Raw genomic sequence first — 14,151 nt, 5'->3', positions numbered from 1 at the left:
ACCCCGATCTCTCCCGCGCCGGGCACGCCGCTCGTGCCGCGCGCCAAGGGGCCGGGGCCCGCTCCCGGTCGGCGGGAAGGGGCCCCGGCAAGGCTCACTGGTGCTTGTAGTGCTTGATCGAGGAGTCCTTGGCCGCCTCGTCGGCGAACTTCTGGATCTTCTTGATCGTCTCGGCCGGGGTGGCGCGGCCGGCCATCATCTCGCCGATGCCGGCGACGCCGATCTTCTCCTTCTGGAGGGCGACGTACCAGTCCTGGAGGCGCGGGTTGACGACGTTCTGGCCGGCCTTCTCCAGGGCGGCGACGCCGGACTTGAGGCCCGGGGAGAGCTCGATGCCGTCGGTGCCGCCGTTGAGGGCGGTCAGGGACTTCACGGACTGGGTGAAGTTCTTGGAGGAGGCCTCGCTGAGCATGATGCGCAGCTGCTCCATGCCGCCCTCGGCGTTCTTCGCCTTGGCCGGGACGATGAAGGGCTCTCCGCCGGCGGCCCAGATGGTGCCGAACGGCATCTTGTCGGAGGCGTCGAGGCCGGTCGGGCCGGAGACGGCCAGGCCGAAGTCGGCCGGCATGGTCTTCGCGGCCTCGTTCTCGACCCAGGAGCCGTTCGGGATGAACAGCGCCTTGCCCTCGGTCCAGGCGGTCTGCGACTGGATGTGGTCGAGGCCGGGGGTGCCCTTGAGGATGTAGCCCTTCTGGACCAGCTCGTAGTACGCCTCGAAACACGCCTTGACGGCGGGGTGCTCCCAGGCCTTGGGCTCCAGGTTGTCGATGGCGTCCAGGACCTCGCGGCCGCCGACCTTGCCGATCATCGGGTAGAGCGAGAAGGGGACGTAGTACGGGTGCTTGCCCGCGTACGTCCAGGCGGCGATGCCCTTCTTCTTGGCCTTCTCGCAGACGGCCAGCATCTCGTCCCAGGTCTCCGGGTACTTCGCGTCGAGCGAGTCGAGGAGCTTCTGCGAGTACCAGACGCCGTAGACGGTGTAGGCGTAGTTGAGGATCCAGCACTGCTCGCCGTCGAACTGGCCCATCTCGACGATGCCGGGCCGCAGGGTGTCGCGGACCTTCTTGCTCGGGTCGTCGATGGAGGGCGCGTCGAGGAGCGGGGTGAGGTCCGCGAGCTGCTTCTGACCGACCAGGACGCCCATGTCCATCTGCTCGGCGCCGGAGTTGTCGATGAGGTCCGGCGGGGTGCCGCCGTTGAAGCGCGGCTGGAGCGTGGTGGTGATCTTCTGGGTCGGGGTGAACTTGACGGTGGCCTTGGGGTAATTGGTCTCGTAGACCTTGATCGCGTCCTTGGCGTACTGCTGTCCGAATCCGCCGTCGAAGAGGACGAAGTCGAGCGGTGCCGACTCGTTCACGCCGAGCGGGTTCTTGTCGGACTTCGTCCCCTTCTCGACCTTTCCGTTGCCGCCGCTGTCACTGCTCGCACAGGCGGACAGGAACCCCATGGTCGGGACGGAGATCAGGCCGATAGCGGCGGAACGCTTGATCAGGTCGCGACGGCCAAGGCCCTCATTGGTCTGTGCGGAGGTGGATCCCATGCTCAAGTCCTCGCCTTCATTCAGGACTCAGGCGGTGTACCGGTCGCCCGTTCTCAACTCGCCACAGGCGAAGGGCCCCGCCACCGCGGTCATTTGCAGCCGGGTCGTGCACGCGTCGGGCCGTCGTCGATGGATACGACGGGCTGGACGCCGACAGGTATAGTCCACTTCCCTTCGCCTGAGCAAGATCGAAAGCAGTTTTCGACAGCCATCTTTCCCGAGTTGAGACCTGCGGGATGACCAGGCCGGATCTGCGGCGTTTCGTCCAACCATTCGTCGGCGGACACCCTTGACACCGTGCCGGTTCCGCCCGTACTGGAGGCCGTACGCGAAACCGGTGACGCCGAGTCGTGCCATGTCCGTACACATGGGGGCCGACCGCCCGGACGGCCGAGAGGACGAACGGGATATATGGCCGGGTTGGAAACAGCCGTGTCACAAACCCGTCGACAGGTGAAGATCTCGTGAGGAAGATAAGAGATCATAGGGGCCCCGCCCGCTGCTTCCTCATGACGGACGCGCGGCGGGGACCATCTTTTTTCCACTCGGATCTGGAGTACTACGTGGCCAACTCTTCTGGCCTGAACCGTACGGGCGCGCTGTCCCGCATCACGGTCGCGGCGATAACCGCCGCTCTCGTCGGCACCACCACGGCCGCGGTCGCGGCCGACGCGCCGCAGGCGTCCCTCCCGGCCAAGTCGGCGAAGCAGCTCGCCGCCGCCCCGGCCGCCTCCGCGGCGAACGCCGCCGCGACGTCCGCGGAGGCCGAACTCCGCGCGCTGCAGGCCGTCTCCGGCTCGTCCCTCTACTGGTACGAGCCCAACGGCTCCGGCGGCTACGAGGCCCGCGAGTACGGCAACAGCACCTGGGGCGCCGTCAAGGCCGCCCAGCAGGCCGACAACGACGGTGACGGCATCGCCGACGACGTCTGGGCCCTGGGCACCGACGGCACCCTCGCCTACGGCGCGGGCGAGTCGACCTCGAACGAGCTCGTCCGCATCGGCGGCGGCTGGAACATGTACAACAAGGTGATCTCGCCCGGCCAGATCGGTGGCGCCGCGGCCGCGGACATCCTCGCCCGCGACTCGTCCGGCACCATGTGGGCGTACCTCGGCTACGGCAACGGCAAGCTCGCCACCCGCTACAGCATCGGCGGCGGCTGGAACGCCTACAACCAGATCGCCGGCGTCGGCGACCTGAGCGGTGACGGCAGGACCGACATCCTCGGTGTCGACGGCCGCGGTGACCTGTGGCTGCACAAGGGCACGGGCGACTACCGGAAGCCGTTCAACGGCCGCACCAAGATCGGCAGCAGCTGGGGCGTCTACAACACCGTCCTGGGTGTGGGCGACCTCGACTGGGACGGCTACAACGACCTGGTCGCGCGGGACAAGGACGGCAAGCTCTACCGCTACTCCGGCACCGGCAACGCGACCGTGCCCTTCAAGACGCGTGTCCTGATCGGCAGCGGCGGCTGGAACACCTACCGCATCCTGTTCTGATCCTCCTGACCGTCCGCGGTCACGAGAAGGGCCCCGCTCCTCTTCCGAGGAGCGGGGCCCGCTTCGTGCTACCGGGTCCTACGGCGTCAGCCGCGGATCAGGTTGCGGAGCACGTACTGCATGATGCCGCCGTTGCGGTAGTAGTCGGCCTCGCCGGGGGTGTCGATGCGGACGACCGCGTCGAACTCGACGCCGGTGTCGGTGGTGACCTTCACCGTGCGCGGCGTGGTGCCGTTGTTGAGCTCCTCGATGCCGGTGAAGGAGAAGGTCTCCTCGCCGGTCAGGCCGAGGGACTCGGCCGACTGGCCCTCCGGGAACTGGAGCGGCAGGACGCCCATGCCGATGAGGTTCGAGCGGTGGATGCGCTCGTACGACTCGGTGATGACGACCTTGACGCCGAGGAGCGCGGTGCCCTTGGCGGCCCAGTCACGGGACGAGCCGGAGCCGTACTCCTTGCCGCCCAGGATGACGAGCGGGGTGCCCTGCTCGATGTAGTTGCGCGAGGCGTCGTAGATGAACGACACCGGACCGTCGGCCTGGGTGAAGTCGCGGGTGTAGCCGCCCTCGGTGCCCGGCGCGAGCTGGTTGCGCAGGCGGATGTTGGCGAAGGTGCCGCGGATCATGACCTCGTGGTTGCCACGGCGCGAGCCGTAGGAGTTGAAGTCGCGACGCTCCACACCGTGCTCGGTGAGGTACTGGCCGGCCGGGGTGTCGGCCTTGATGGCGCCGGCCGGGGAGATGTGGTCGGTGGTGACCGAGTCGCCCAGCTTGGCCAGGACGCGGGCGCCGGAGATGTCGGAGACCGGGGTGGTCTCCATCGTCATGCCCTCGAAGTACGGGGGCTTGCGCACGTAGGTGGACTCGGTGTCCCACTCGAAGGTGTTGCCGGTCGGGATCGGCAGCGCCTGCCACTGGGCGTCGCCCGCGAAGACGTCCTGGTAGGACTTGTTGAACATGTCCTCGCCGATGGCGTTGGCGACGACGTCGTTGACCTCGGCCTCGGTCGGCCAGATGTCGGCCAGGTGGACCGGCTTGCCGTCCTGGTCGGTGCCCAGGGCGTCCTTGGTGATGTCCACCTTCATGGAGCCCGCGATGGCGTACGCGACGACCAGCGGCGGGGAGGCCAGGTAGTTCATCTTGACGTCGGGGTTGATGCGGCCCTCGAAGTTGCGGTTGCCCGAGAGGACCGAGGTGACGGCCAGGTCGTGGTCGTTGACCGCCTTGGAGACCTCCTCCGGCAGCGGGCCGGAGTTGCCGATGCAGGTGGTGCAGCCGTAGCCGACGAGGTTGAAGCCGACCTTGTCGAGGTACGGGGTCAGGCCCGCCTTGTCGAAGTAGTCGGTGACGACCTTCGAGCCCGGGGCGAGGGTGGTCTTGACCCACGGCTTGCGGGTCAGGCCCTTCTCCACGGCCTTCTTCGCGACGAGCGCGGCGGCGACCATGACGTACGGGTTCGAGGTGTTGGTGCAGGAGGTGATCGCGGCGACGGTGACGGCGCCGTGGTCGAGCGTGTAGGTGGAGCCGTCGGGGGCGGTCACCTGGACCGGGTTCGACGGGGCCGAGCTCGCGATGGCCGGGGAGTCGGAGGCCGGGAAGGACTCCTGGCCCGCCTCGTCCACGCAGTCCACGTAGTTGCGGACGTCCTGCTTGAACTGCTCGGCGGCGTTCGCGAGGACGATGCGGTCCTGCGGGCGCTTCGGGCCGGCGATGGAGGGGACGACCGTGGAGAGGTCGAGCTCCAGCTTCTCGGAGAAGTCGGGCTCGGCGGCCGGGTCGAGCCAGAGGCCCTGCTCCTTGGCGTACGCCTCGACCAGCGCGACCTGCTGCTCGGAGCGGCCGGTGAGCTTGAGGTAGTTCAGGGTCTCGCCGTCGATCGGGAAGATCGCGGCGGTGGAGCCGAACTCCGGCGACATGTTGCCGATGGTGGCGCGGTTCGCCAGGGAGGTGGCGGCGACGCCCTCGCCGTAGAACTCGACGAACTTGCCGACGACGCCGTGCTTGCGCAGCATCTCGGTGATCGTGAGGACGAGGTCGGTGGCGGTGGTGCCGGCCGGCAGCTCGCCGGTCAGCTTGAAGCCGACGACGCGCGGGATGAGCATGGAGACCGGCTGGCCGAGCATCGCGGCCTCGGCCTCGATGCCGCCGACGCCCCAGCCGAGCACGCCGAGGCCGTTGACCATGGTGGTGTGCGAGTCGGTGCCGACGAGGGTGTCGGGGTACGCCTGGCCGTTACGGACCATGACGGTGCGGGCCAGGTGCTCGATGTTCACCTGGTGGACGATGCCGGTGCCGGGCGGGACGACCTTGAAGTCGTCGAAGGCGGTCTGGCCCCAGCGCAGGAACTGGTAGCGCTCCTTGTTGCGGCCGTACTCCAGCTCGACGTTCTGGCCGAAGGCCTCCTTCGTGCCGAACTTGTCGGCGATGACCGAGTGGTCGATGACCAGCTCGGCCGGGGAGAGCGGGTTGACCTTCGCCGGGTCGCCACCGAGCTCCTTGACGGCCTCGCGCATGGTGGCGAGGTCGACGACACAGGGCACACCGGTGAAGTCCTGCATGATCACGCGGGCCGGCGTGAACTGGATCTCCTGGCTCGGCTGAGCCTGCGAGTCCCAGTTGCCGAGGGCCCGGATGTGGTCGGCGGTGATGTTCGCGCCGTCCTCGGTGCGGAGCAGGTTCTCCAGGAGGACCTTCAGGCTGTAAGGGAGGCGCGCGGAGCCCTCGACCTTGTCCAGCTTGAAGATCTCGTACGACTCGTCGCCCACGCGCAGCGTGCTGCGGGCGTCGAAGCTGTTCGCCGACACGACAGTCTCCTTCATCAATGTGCGCGTACTACCGTCATGCTGCCGCCACGACCCCTCGCGGATCCGTTAAGGTAGGGCTAAGTTAGGTAACCCTTACCGGCCGGGCGGCCACGGTGCGCCGTAAGCAGTTATCTCGATGTCGAGATAACTCTAGTGCATCCCGGTCGTCCGGTCATGCCCGGGCGCCCGCGAAGTGCGGGATGTCGCGCCCCCGGGGCGTGCCGCCGTGCGCCCGTCGCGGTGCGGGAGCGCGAACACGAGCACGTCCCGGCGCTCGCCCCCGACCCGCAGCCACCCCTCCCGCACCCCTTCGCGCCGGAAACCCACGCGCTCGGCGACGCGCACGGCGGCGGTGTTCCACGACTCGATGTGCAGACCAGGCGGGGAAGGCCCAGCCCCCGCAGGGCCCGGTCGGCGACGGCGGCGAGACCGGTCGCGGCGGCGCCCCCGCCCCGGGCGGAGGCGACGACCCAGTACCCCAGGGCGACCCCCTCCGCGCCCGGCCAGAGGCCGACGGTGCCGACGGGCCGCCCGCCGGCGTCACGAGGACGAAGGGGCACCCGGCCCCGGTCGTCGCCCTCCCCCCACCGGCGCTCCACGAAGGCGCGGCCCCCGGCCTCGGAGTACGGGGAGGGCACGGTCGTGACGAGCGGGATGTACGGGTCCACCGAGGCCTCGCGGACGAGGGCGAGGTCGAGGCCGGACATGCGTCAGGGCCGGAGGACGAGACCGCCGGGGGCGACGAGGTCGGGCACGTGAAGGGATCGCTCCGTACGGGCATCCTGCCGCGCCCGGCACGAACGCGTCCCCCGTACGGACGCGGACGACTGGCCGCCCCGGTGCGGGGAGCCGAGGATCGGGGCATGTTCAGCGGCGTGCACGTGACCTTCTACAGCCGGGACGCGGAGGCCGACCGCGTCTTCCTCCAGGACGTCTTCGGCTTCGAGCACGTGGACGCCGGGGGCGGCTGGCTCGTCTTCAAGCTGCCGCCCGCCGAGATCGCGATGCACCCCACGGCGGACGGGCCGCGGCACGAGGTGTACCTCATGTGCGACGACCTCACCCGTACCCTGACGGCCCTGGAGGACCGGGGCGCGGAGATCTCACGGGCCATCAGCGACCGGGGCTGGGGTCTGCTCGCGGCCGTCCGGCTGCCGAGCGGCACCGAACTCCCCCTGTACGAACCGCGTCACCCGACCGCCCACGGCCTTTCACCCTGACGGCCCACCCCGGGTCCGATCTTCATCTCATATCTGAGATAACGTGACGCCATGGCAGACGACTACCTCGTACGCATCGGCAAGCTCATCCGTGACGCCCGGCAGCACCGCGGCTGGACCCAGACGCAGCTCGCCGAAGCGCTGGCCACGAGCCAGAGCGCCGTCAACCGGATCGAGCGCGGCAACCAGAACATCAGCCTTGAGATGATCGCCCGGATCGGCGAGGCCCTCGACAGCGAGATCGTGTCGCTGGGGTACGCGGGCCCCATGCACCTCCGGGTCGTCGGCCGCCGGCGGCTCTCCGGCGCCATCGACGTCAAGACCAGCAAGAACGCGTGTGTCGCGCTGCTGTGCGCCTCGCTCCTCAACAAGGGCCGCACGGTCCTGCGCCGGGTCGCCCGCATCGAGGAGGTCTTCCGGCTCCTGGAGGTCCTCAACTCCATCGGTGTCCGCACCCGTTGGATCAACGAGGGCGTGGACCTGGAGATCGTGCCGCCGGCCGAGCTGGACATGGAGTCCATCGACGCCGAGGCCGCGATCCGCACCCGTTCGATCATCATGTTCCTCGGCCCGCTGCTGCACCGCATGGACCGCTTCCGGCTGCCGTACGCCGGCGGCTGCGACCTCGGCACGCGCACGATCGAGCCGCACATGATCGCCCTGCGCCGCTTCGGCCTGGAGGTCACGGCCACCGAGGGCATCTACCACGCGCAGGTCGAGCGCTCGGTCTCCCCCGGCCGTCCGATCGTCCTGACCGAGCGCGGCGACACGGTCACCGAGAACGCGCTGCTGGCCGCCGCTCGGCACGACGGCACGACCGTCATCCGCAACGCCTCCTCCAACTACATGGTCCAGGACCTCTGCTTCTTCCTGGAGGCGCTGGGCGTACGGGTGGACGGCATCGGCACCACCACCCTGACCGTGCACGGCGTGCCGCAGATCGACGTGGACGTCGACTACTCCCCCTCCGAGGACCCGGTCGAGGCGATGAGCCTGGTGGCCGCCGCCGTCGTCACCGAGTCGGAGCTGACGATCCGCCGGGTGCCGATCGAGTTCATGGAGATCGAGCTCGCGGTCCTGGAGGAGATGGGCCTCGACCACGACCGCTCGCCCGAGTACAACGCCGACAACGGCCGCACCCGGCTGGTCGACCTGACGGTCCGCCCCTCCAAGCTGGAGGCGCCGATCGACAAGATCCACCCGATGCCGTTCCCGGGCCTGAACATCGACAACGTCCCCTTCTTCGCGGCCATCGCGGCCACGGCGCAGGGCAAGACCCTGATCCACGACTGGGTCTACGACAACCGGGCCATCTACCTCACGGACCTCAACCGCCTCGGCGGCCGCCTCCAGCTCCTCGACCCCCACCGCGTCCTCGTCGAGGGCCCGACCCGCTGGCGCGCGGCCGAGATGATGTGCCCGCCCGCCCTCCGCCCGGCCGTGGTCGTCCTCCTCGCGATGATGGCCGCCGAGGGCACGTCGGTCCTCCGCAACGTGTACGTCATCAACCGGGGGTACGAGGACCTGGCGGAGCGGCTGAACTCGATCGGGGCGCAGATCGAGATCTTCCGGGACATCTGACCGACCCGGGCACGCCGACGGCCCCCGCGATCCCGAGGATTCGCGGGGGCCGTCGCCACGTGCTCAGGCGTTCAGCCGCCCGCCCTTGACCGCCTTGACGAAGGAGGACCAGCCGCCCGCCGGGAACACGAGGGCCGGACCGTGCGGGGTCTTGCTGTCGCGTACGGGGACGACGAGGGGGGCGAAGTCGTCGGAGACCTCGACGCACGCGCCGCCGTCCTGGTTGCTGTGGCTGCTCCTGCGCCAGGTCGCAGTGCTCAGGTCGATGGGTCGCACGGCAGCTCCTCCAACATGCACAGGATGAATTTCCGCGACTCGGCCGGAGAAAGCGCCAGGTCACGCATCGCATCGTACGCACGTTGCATGCGCTCCACTGCCGCGCTGTCCTCGAAGAGCTCGCCCCCGTATCCGTGTTCCGTGTACGCCACGGTGCGTCCGCCCGGCAGCCGTAGGAACCACACGTCCGTACTCGACAACCCGTGCAACCCGGCGCTTTGAGGGAGCACTTGAATCGTCACGTTCGGCTGCTCGGCCATTTCGCACAAATACTCAAGCTGTTCCCGCCACGCCGTCGGGTCCCGCAGGGCGGTCCGGACGGCTGCTTCCGACAGGATCGTCCGGAACGGCTGCGCGTCCTCTCCCTCCAGCAGCGCCTTTCGGCTCATCCGGGCTTCGACCTGCTGGTCCAATTCCTTGCCCTTGTACCCACCCGAGGCCAGTAGCTCCCGCGCGTACCCCGCCGTCTGCAACAACCCCGGCAACACACTCACCGCGAAGTGCCACAGGCTCACCGCCTCGGCCTCCAGCGTCATGTACCGCCGGTACCGCTCCTTGAACTGCGACTTGTCCCCCGCCGCGAGTTCCCACAGCGCCAGCAACAACCCCGGCGTCCCGTAGAACGTGTCCAGGCCCTGGACGACGTCCGGGCTGCCCAGGGTCTCGCCCTTCTCCATCTTGCCGAACAGGGACCAGTCCCAGCCGACCCGTTCGCCGAGTTGCCGGAGGCTCAGCTTCCGGGCCGTCCGGAGCCTGTGCAGTTCCTCCGCGAACCGCTGACGCGGCTCCTGGCTCCGGCCGCTGACCACTCGTCGCTGCGGCATTGCGTCGCCCTCCGCGTCGCTCGTGCGGACCGACCGTGTGGAAGGTGTGGAACCGGCGCCGTACGCCGCGGAAGTACTCCCCCGTCCACACCCGGCCCACCCGCGTCCGGGCACATCCTCGTCACACCTGGACTACGCAGCGTAATCCAGCGCACGTCAACAGGTCCGTGAAACGGCGGAACCGACCCACGAGGAGTGAACCCATGGCACCCACCCCGCGCGAACCGAGCACCACGCCCAAGATCCAGGAGGCCCTGGACGCACGGGACGCCCTCGCCGCCGCGCTCTCACGGGCCGGCGTCCAGCTCCCCGCCATGGACATCCGCAGGCCGTGGCCGGACGAGCGCGAGGGCGAGGCCTCCTACGCCCTCGTCCACCTCGGCGTCTGCTCCGCGCCCGTCGCCCACGCGCTCGCCGAGGTGATCCTGAACGGGCTCACGCGGTGACCGGCGAGGACCACGGCCTCCCCCTCGTCGGCGCGGTCGTCCTCGACACCACCCGTAACCTCGTCGGCCGTGTCACGGAGGCGGGCGGCCCGTACCTCCGGCTCCGTCCGCTCGTCGGCGGCTTCCCGTGGGACGTCGCCCCGTCGGACCTCCATCCCCTCACCGGCGCGGAGTTGCTGAGCGCCCTCGTCGCCGAGGCCAACGCGCGCAGTCGGCGCGGTCGGGTCGGCCGCTGACCCGGGCGCGGGTCAGCGCGCCTTCGGCAGGCGCAGGTCGGTGCAGCCGTGGCGTTCGGCGGAGCGCTTGGCGAACTCGTGGAAGGCCGGGAGGCCGAAGGTCTCCTCGCCCTTCTCGCCGGGGAGCCAGACGGTGGCCGCCTTAGGCGGGATGTAGCCGGTGAACAGGGCGCGTTCGGTGTCGCCGGGGCAGCGGGCGGAGGCCCAGAGCGTGCCGCCCTTCGCGCCCGCCTCGGTGGTGCTGTGGTGGACGTGGCTCCCGCGTCGGGCGGCCAGGGCGTACGGGCCGAAGCGGGCGGTGAAGGTGTAGCGGTCGTCGAAGTAGTGCGCGGCCTCGACCTCGCAGATCTCGTACACGGCAGACCGGTCGACCGCGGTCTCCCATACGGTGTCGAGGCGCCGGTCGAGGGCGAAGGGCAGGCCCGCGCAGGTGCCGTCCGCGCGTTCGGCCTCCTCGTCACGCGTGACTTCGGGCAGGGACGTGAGGGGCTTCCCCGTCTCGGCCTCGCAGCCCCAGTGCCCGGCCGCCTTGACCGCCGTCGCGAGGGCGAACCGGGTTCCGGAGAGGTGGTCGGTCTCCTCCCACATCATCTCCGGCTCCGCGAACACCTTCTCCGCGTCCTCCTCGCGCAAGGGGGAGGTCATTTCGACCGTCACGGCGACGCGGTCCGCGCTCCCCCGGCAGTCGAGCAGGACCCGTGCCGAGGAGCCGTCGATCCAGCCCCGCCAGCCCCCGCCCAGCGGGAGCGGCAGCAGCACCTTGTCCCGGAGCGGCGGCAGGGTGTCCTTCAGCTCTCCGGGACCGGGATCTCCGCCGGGCAGGAGCGCCACCACGACCTCTCGCCTCGACCTGCCCAGCCGGCAGGTGTGGGCGTTCTTCCTCGGGCTGTAGTCGCTCCGCAGTTCGATCTCGTGGCCGAGGCCGTCGAACAACGGGCCCTTCTCGTAGGCCAGTACGCCCCCGCAGTAGGTCTTCATGGCGTCCTCGAAGCGCCAGCGGGCCGCCGTTTCGCTCTCCCGCCACCAGATCCATGTCGCCAGGAGCCCGAGGACCAGCACCCCCGCCACCCACGCCGTCCAGCGGAACACCGTCCTGCGTATCACTTCCCGGTCCTTTCCTGGGGGCCTCAGAGGATATCCGGGGTGCGTTTCCGCCGATCCGGGCATACCCCGGCGGCGGTCGTGGAGACGGGCCTACGATCCCGCCGTGGACCCCTACGCGCCCCCGCCCCCGCCCGCAAGCCCCGTCGTGCGTCCCTGGTGGCGGCGGCCGGGGTTCGTCGTCGTCGGTGTGCTGGTGGTGTTCGGGGGCGGGTTGTTGGTGTTCGGCGATCCGGGTGGGAGACCGGGAGTGGGTGTCGGGGATGCGAAGGAGGGGGGTCGGCCGGAGGTTTCCGTCTCTTCCTCCTCCGTGGAGCCCACGAGCACTCCCTCCGTGCCCGCCGGGCCTCCGCAGCTCGTCGGGAAGGTGCTCAGGGAGGCGCAGGGGGTCGCGGACGGGGCCGGGTACGACGTCGTGACGCACGACGCCTCCGACCGGGACGACGGGCAGTGGGACGCGGACGGGTGGAAGGTGTGCTTCCAGACGGCGGGCGGGCAGCGGGGCGGGGGCCGGCCCGTGCTCGACCTCGGGGTGGTGCGCGTCGACTCGCCCTGTCCCGCCGCGGACGGCGAGGCGGTCCCCTGGCCGGTGATGCCGGGCGTCGCCGGAGCGTCCCTCGTACGGGCCGGGGAGATGCTGGAGGCCGTCGGGGTCCGGAAGGTGCGGCCGGAGAGCGTCTACACCGACGTCGTGCTGCCCGCCGACCCGAGTACGTGGCGGGTCTGCTTCCAGGAGCCGGCGCCGGGCGAGGAGGTCGAGAACCCGCAGTACGCGACCGCCTACCTCAAGCTCGCCCCGCCGGACGCCGCCTGCCCCGAGGAGCCGTACGCCCGGTTGCGTCCCGAGCCGGCCTCCTAAGGGGTGTCCTCCGGGTCGTTCGGTCGCCGGTCGCCGGTCACCGCGGCCGGCCCCGCCCGGTGACGCCACAGGTGGTCCGGTCCGCCACCGGCCCGCCCGGCGGTGCGCGAAGTCCTCGTGCCCGGCGGCGCCGGGGTACCTCCGCGGAAATCGGTTCCGTTCCCCCTCGGAGCGTCCCGGGTGCCCGCACCCCGGGCCTTGCACACGTTCCCCCGTCGTGCGCAAGATCGGCTCATGCTCAGGGAATTGGTCAAGGGAGACAATGCCTTCGTCCCGACGGCGGCACTGCGCGTCGCCGTCCGGAACGGCGTCGACGTCGCGGCACTGCTCGTGACGGAACAGGGCAGGGTCCGGGGGGACGCCGACATCGTGTTCGACGGCGCTCCGGCGCACCCGTCGGGCGCGGTGAGGCTGTCCGCCGGCGAGGACGGCACGGCGTGGCTGGAGACGGCCCTCCCCTCGGTCGAGGAGGAGATCACCCGCGTCCTCGTCGTCGCGTGGACGGAGGAGGGCGCGTTGCGGGACGTGCGCGGGCTGTCCGTGGAGGTCTTCGGGCCGGACGGCGCGACGGTCGTGGGGTACGGGGTGACCGATGCGGGCGGCGAGACGGCGATGGTCCTCGCGGAGCTGTACCGCCGGTCCGGCGGCTGGAAGTTCCGCGCGGTCGGCCAGGGGTACGTGGACGGGCTGACGGGCCTCGCGGTGGACCACGGGGTGGACGTGGACGGGGGCCCGCAGGAGGTACCGGAACGGATCCCGACGCCCGTCCCGGCCGCTCTGCCCACCCCGGCCGCCCCGGCCGAGGCCGGGGCCGGGGCTCAGGGCCCGCGCCTCACCCGGGACCAGATCCTGGACATGACCCCGGAACAGATCCGGGCCCTGGCTCTGGCCCGGAGGCAGGCCGGGGCGGGGGCACCGGACCGGGCGCTCCCGGCGGCGTCCTCCCCGCCCGTGCCGAAGCCCGGCCCGTCGGACTGGACGTGCGGGCCCGTCTTCGAGCCGCGCACCGTCACCGGCCGGGACAACGACGTGATCACCGTGAAGGACCTCCCCCACGGCCCCGTCATGGTCGAACTGTCCCTGAAGGGCGACGTCTACACGGGTCTGTGGCCCCTCGACGAGTCCAACACCAAGGGGCGTCATCTCGTCAACAGCACGGCGAAGGACTTCTGGGGACGGGTGGTCACCTCCGTCCCCGAGCACGGCCGGCTGCGCCTGCGGCTGGAGGCGAACGGCTCCTGGCGGGTACGGGTCCTGCCGCTGGCGGAGGCCCGGCGCCTGTCGGAGGGCCGGCTGGAGGGCTGGGGCCCCGACGTCCTGCTGCACACCGGAGGTACGGCCGACGTCACCTTCCACTACAAGGGCGACACCAATTTCATCGGTCACCTCTACAGGCTGGCGGGGCACATGGACCCCACCACGCTTCCGAACCCGGGAAGGCCCGCCGTCAACGAGATCGGCGCGCGCAAGGAGACCCTGCCACTGCCCGAGGGTCCGCTCCTCGTCCGTCTGACCGCGGCGGACGGTCCCTGGAACGCGCGTCTGAAGGACGTGCGGCCCCACAGCGGCGGCCGGGACGCCGACGGCCCGGTGAAGCTGCCGCCCGAGCCCCGTGGGGCACTGGGCCGACTGCTCCGGGCGAGGCGCTGAGCGGCGCCGGGCGGACGGGCCCTGCGGAGGAGGCGGCGCCCGGACGCCGCCCTTTCCGTCCCCGCGCGGTTTCGGGCCGGAACGGCGGCCGTCCCCGTCGACCGCCCTCCGGACG

13 protein-coding genes are annotated in these 14,151 nt (G+C 70.6%); 7 read left to right on the top strand and 6 right to left on the bottom strand.

What is annotated here, in order from left to right; translation table 11 throughout:
* Positions 1 to 94: 94 nt before the first annotated feature.
* Complete coding sequence (gene ngcE, locus CP977_RS26505) at positions 95 to 1,540, bottom strand: N-acetylglucosamine/diacetylchitobiose ABC transporter substrate-binding protein (RefSeq protein WP_062751729.1); 1,446 nt, start codon at positions 1,538 to 1,540, stop codon at positions 95 to 97.
* 563 nt (positions 1,541 to 2,103) lie between these two features.
* Between ngcE and CP977_RS26500 the strand changes: the two genes are divergently transcribed.
* Positions 2,104 to 3,042 carry an FG-GAP repeat domain-containing protein gene (locus CP977_RS26500; protein WP_062751730.1) on the top strand — a complete coding sequence of 313 codons (939 nt, stop codon included), beginning with the start codon at positions 2,104 to 2,106 and terminating at the stop codon, positions 3,040 to 3,042.
* Positions 3,043 to 3,128: 86 nt separating this feature from the next.
* Here CP977_RS26500 and acnA read toward each other — a convergent pair whose 3' ends face one another.
* Together acnA and CP977_RS26490 are read right to left on the bottom strand one after the other, a co-directional pair.
* Positions 3,129 to 5,843 (bottom strand): aconitate hydratase AcnA, encoded by a 2,715-nt coding sequence (gene acnA, locus CP977_RS26495; protein WP_109184243.1) that lies wholly within the window; start codon positions 5,841 to 5,843, stop codon positions 3,129 to 3,131.
* A 128-nt stretch (positions 5,844 to 5,971) separates the two neighbouring features.
* The gene (locus tag CP977_RS26490) at positions 5,972 to 6,550 is read right to left on the bottom strand and encodes a GNAT family N-acetyltransferase (protein ID WP_229991687.1); all 579 of its coding nucleotides are present in this window, start codon (positions 6,548 to 6,550) and stop codon (positions 5,972 to 5,974) included.
* Between the two features lie 156 nt (positions 6,551 to 6,706).
* Between CP977_RS26490 and CP977_RS26485 the strand changes: the two genes are divergently transcribed.
* Complete coding sequence (locus CP977_RS26485) at positions 6,707 to 7,063, top strand: VOC family protein (RefSeq protein WP_062751733.1); 357 nt, start codon at positions 6,707 to 6,709, stop codon at positions 7,061 to 7,063.
* A 51-nt stretch (positions 7,064 to 7,114) separates the two neighbouring features.
* On the top strand, positions 7,115 to 8,644 hold the full coding sequence (locus CP977_RS26480; RefSeq protein ID WP_062751734.1) for a helix-turn-helix domain-containing protein: 1,530 nt from the start codon (positions 7,115 to 7,117) through the stop codon (positions 8,642 to 8,644).
* A gap of 63 nt (positions 8,645 to 8,707) precedes the next feature.
* On the opposite strand, the gene CP977_RS26475 is transcribed toward CP977_RS26480, so the two are convergent.
* Both CP977_RS26475 and CP977_RS26470 read right to left on the bottom strand, forming a co-directional pair.
* Positions 8,708 to 8,920: a DUF397 domain-containing protein gene (locus CP977_RS26475; RefSeq protein ID WP_062751735.1), complete on the bottom strand. Its 213-nt coding sequence runs from the start codon at positions 8,918 to 8,920 to the stop codon at positions 8,708 to 8,710.
* Complete coding sequence (locus CP977_RS26470) at positions 8,902 to 9,744, bottom strand: helix-turn-helix domain-containing protein (protein WP_152370925.1); 843 nt, start codon at positions 9,742 to 9,744, stop codon at positions 8,902 to 8,904. The genes CP977_RS26475 and CP977_RS26470 overlap by 19 nt, the downstream gene beginning before the upstream one ends.
* Positions 9,745 to 9,947: 203 nt before the next feature.
* On the opposite strand from CP977_RS26470, the gene CP977_RS26465 reads away from it, so the two are divergent.
* Positions 9,948 to 10,190, top strand: a complete 243-nt coding sequence (locus CP977_RS26465) for a hypothetical protein (RefSeq protein WP_152370924.1) — start codon at positions 9,948 to 9,950, stop codon at positions 10,188 to 10,190.
* The gene (locus tag CP977_RS26460) at positions 10,187 to 10,426 is read left to right on the top strand and encodes a hypothetical protein (protein ID WP_152370923.1); all 240 of its coding nucleotides are present in this window, start codon (positions 10,187 to 10,189) and stop codon (positions 10,424 to 10,426) included. Before CP977_RS26465 ends, CP977_RS26460 begins: the two co-directional genes overlap by 4 nt.
* 12 nt (positions 10,427 to 10,438) lie before the next feature.
* Here the strand turns inward: CP977_RS26460 and CP977_RS26455 are convergent, their stop codons facing one another.
* Entirely contained in the window at positions 10,439 to 11,530 is a 1,092-nt protein-coding gene (locus CP977_RS26455) for a hypothetical protein (protein ID WP_152370922.1), read from the bottom strand.
* Positions 11,531 to 11,837: 307 nt separating this feature from the next.
* On the opposite strand from CP977_RS26455, the gene CP977_RS26450 reads away from it, so the two are divergent.
* Together CP977_RS26450 and CP977_RS26445 are read left to right on the top strand one after the other, a co-directional pair.
* On the top strand, positions 11,838 to 12,386 hold the full coding sequence (locus tag CP977_RS26450) for a hypothetical protein (RefSeq protein WP_152370921.1): 549 nt from the start codon (positions 11,838 to 11,840) through the stop codon (positions 12,384 to 12,386).
* A 234-nt stretch (positions 12,387 to 12,620) separates the two neighbouring features.
* On the top strand, positions 12,621 to 14,036 hold the full coding sequence (locus CP977_RS26445; protein ID WP_152370920.1) for a TerD family protein: 1,416 nt from the start codon (positions 12,621 to 12,623) through the stop codon (positions 14,034 to 14,036).
* Positions 14,037 to 14,151 lie beyond the last annotated feature (115 nt).

It is taken from the genome of Streptomyces cinereoruber, from assembly GCF_009299385.1.
In the GTDB taxonomy this organism is placed as follows: Bacteria; Actinomycetota; Actinomycetes; order Streptomycetales; family Streptomycetaceae; genus Streptomyces; species Streptomyces bikiniensis.
This window is presented reverse-complemented; position numbering and strand designations above follow the sequence as displayed.